Source organism: Herbiconiux daphne, assembly GCF_024979295.1.
Taxonomy (GTDB): domain Bacteria; phylum Actinomycetota; class Actinomycetes; order Actinomycetales; family Microbacteriaceae; genus Herbiconiux; species Herbiconiux daphnes.
The window spans coordinates 1-2,382 of sequence record NZ_JANLCJ010000046.1 but is presented as its reverse complement, the minus strand read 5'-3'; the positions used below and the strand labels follow the sequence as shown (position 1 = coordinate 2,382).

Annotated in this window: 3 protein-coding genes; all 3 read right to left on the bottom strand. The window is 43.0% G+C overall.

Annotation, left to right across the window (positions count from 1 at the left end):
• On the bottom strand, positions 1-826 hold an 826-nt coding region (nrdD, locus tag N1032_RS22580), incomplete at its 3' end, for an anaerobic ribonucleoside-triphosphate reductase (protein WP_259542552.1).
• 76 nt (positions 827-902) lie between these two features.
• Positions 903-1,142 carry an exodeoxyribonuclease X C-terminal domain-containing protein gene (locus tag N1032_RS22575; RefSeq protein WP_259542551.1) on the bottom strand — a complete coding sequence of 80 codons (240 nt, stop codon included), beginning with the start codon at positions 1,140-1,142 and terminating at the stop codon, positions 903-905.
• Positions 1,143-1,146: 4 nt separating this feature from the next.
• A complete protein-coding gene (locus tag N1032_RS22570; protein WP_259542549.1) occupies positions 1,147-2,259 on the bottom strand; it encodes an RtcB family protein in 1,113 nt (370 codons plus the stop codon).
• Positions 2,260-2,382: the final 123 nt, after the last annotated feature.

Below are 2,382 nucleotides of genomic sequence, written 5' to 3'. Positions count from 1 at the left end.
TGACTTCATACTCATATGCCTGAATCCCGTCGTAAATTTCCTTGGCGGTGCGTTGTTTAGCAAACGCCACAGGGTCAGTAATTTGCCATTCCTGTGCGGTAGTGAGCCACTTATTGTAGGACTTCTCTGCATATGGAGCAAGAACCTGATCTATATTGGCGAAGGTTGTTCCGCCATATTGATGTGAAGCAACTTGAGCTGTGATTTGTGCCATGACAGCACACGCTACACCGATTGATTTAGGAGATTCAATCTGTGCGTTCCCTAGCTTAAACCCGTTCTCAAGCATCCCCTTGAGATCGACCAGACAACAGTTGGTCATGGGTAAGAAAGGAGAATAGTCCATGTCGTGAAAGTGGATGTCGCCATCCTCATGGGCTTTCAATACGTCGGCGGGTAAGATGGAATGTGCAAAGTGCTTAGACACAATGCCAGCCATCAAATCTCGTTGGACGGGAAAAACTTTAGCATCTTTGTTCGCATTCTCATTGACAATAGCTTTATCAGTGAGTGTGATCAGACCTTTAATAGATTGCGCCAGTTGTGATTTTCCTTCACGAACACGGTCACGCTCATGGCGATATTCAATGTATTTACGAGCAACATCAGGAGCTTCCTCCATCAGAGCTTGTTCAACCCAATCTTGAATCTCAGCAATATTGATTGTATCCATGTAAGCGATTCGATCAATCACTGCATGGGCAACAGCATAAGCTAAAGATTTACGACTGTTATTAGCAGCTTCTTGAGCAGCTTTTACAGCATTAATGATTCGGTCAACACTGAAAAATACAGTTGAACCATCGCGTTTAATTACTTGCGTCATTAGAACCTCCATGTTCTGTTAAAAAGGAAAGTGGATCATAAATATATTACGACCCACCTTCTTTCAGTATCACTGATTAATAAAAATCAGGATTGCTATGACGTAAGCTCGCAAACGAATCAAACTCAGCAGCCATTAGCCGTGAGATTCGTCTACGTTGATTAGCAAGATTAGCAATACGCTTCACTTTAGGGGAGAAGCGATACCCCATTTTGTTCTCGCAAAAATAGATGTAACTCGGATCACGTTGAGCTACTTCACCAACAGTGAATCCTTTCCATTTACCGAAATTAAAAGTTTTGCCAGAACGTATCATGTGATTATCCTTTCACGTTAACAATCGGTTTGATGTGATGAATCACCTCGATCAACTCCTTCTGGTTTTCCATCACTTCATTAATATCTTTGTACGCCATTGGAGATTCGTCAATACGCTTCTCATCAACGGTCATTCCATCCAGTTTCATATCTCCCATCGAGGAACGAAACTCTTCGAGAGTATATGTTTTCTTAGCTTTCGAACGAGACATAACACGCCCAGCCCCATGCGAAGAAGAACATAAACTATCATCATTGCCGAGACCACGAACAAGGAACACACCGTCACGCATATTGCTTGGAATAATACCCAACATGTCTTTTTCGGCGTGTGTCGCTCCCTTGCGATGTATCCATAGCCCATCTTTTTCTTCCGCATGGTTGTGGTTACGGTTTACCATCGTACTATCGTAGAAAACTACTTTCAGCGCTTCACAGATATTGCGCATCATTTTCTCACGATTGTACAAAGCCCAAGCTAAACAATAGTTAAGAGATCCAATATAATCTCTGCCAAGTTGAGTATCAACTCCAATAGGGCAGACCCCTTCTCCACCCGATGCATCCATAAAGCGAGAAGCAACAGTATGGCCAAGACCACGGCTCCCACTATGAATACTGAGCCACGTGTTGTCCCGTTCATCATAACCTATCTCAATGAAATGGTTGCCGCCACCTAAGGTAGCAACTTGATTAAGATGGCTGTCAACTAAGTCACGAATGCACTCAGGAGGACGTCCAACGCGACGTGACAGGCTTTCAGGATTAAAGTTATGGTGATGTACGTTGAAACCTACCGGAACAACCTGACGTATTACATCGGCGATTTCACCAGCTCGTTCTTCCAGTTCTTGCTTGGATAAACCAATTTGCACAGCACTGACACCGCAGCCAATATCATAACCAACGAATGCTGGGTAGATTGTACCTTTGGTAGCAACTACACCACCAATAGGCATAACATAACCAGAATGCACGTCAGGCATTAGAGCACCTTTAACAACATCCTCTTGCTGCATTACTTTGACGAACTGGTCAATTGCTCCAGACTCTACGTAATCCGTGAAGATGTTATAGGGTTTCCCCAACTCATCCAATACTTTCAACTTCAACATATTCTTTATCCTTTAATTTATCGTTTAGTGTGTAGATGTAGATTTCAGCATTAGGAATATCACGGAATTGATTTTCAATCATTTCTTCCACAATACTCCAGTCTCCTCCAGCTAACCCACAAC